Origin of the sequence: Halomonas sp. MES3-P3E, from assembly GCF_002836035.1 — a bacterium.
GTDB lineage: Bacteria > Pseudomonadota > Gammaproteobacteria > Pseudomonadales > Halomonadaceae > Vreelandella > Vreelandella arctica.
Window position 1 is genome coordinate 1 of sequence record NZ_PJBT01000153.1, and the last position, 439, is coordinate 439.

The 439-nt window shown below is 50.8% G+C and carries 1 rRNA gene; it reads left to right on the forward strand.

Annotated features, from left to right (window positions below):
• Positions 1-131: 131 nt before the first annotated feature.
• Positions 132-439 (forward strand): 23S ribosomal RNA (locus CXF87_RS12415); the annotation flags it as partial.

The window sequence follows — 439 nt, forward strand, 5'->3', positions numbered from 1 at the left end:
GCTCTTTAACAATGTATATCATGCTGACAAGAACACTTCGCAAGAAGTGGTCTTAAATTGTGATACGCGTCAGCGTATCCGGCAAAATGAAACGTGATCATTGCGAGATACCAGACTCCTTCGGGTTATAGGGTCAAGCAATGAAGCGCACACGGTGGATGCCTAGGCAGCCAGAGGCGATGAAAGACGTGGTAGCCTGCGATAAGGCTCGGTGAGGTGGCAACAACCTGTGACCCGGGCATTTCTGAATGGGGAAACCCACCGATCATAAGATCGGTATCGTGCACTGAATACATAGGTGTACGAGGCGAACCAGGGGAACTGAAACATCTAAGTACCCTGAGGAAAAGAAATCAACCGAGATTCCCCTAGTAGCGGCGAGCGAACGGGGACCAGCCCTTAAGCATGTGACTGATTAGGCGAATGCGTTGGGAAGCGC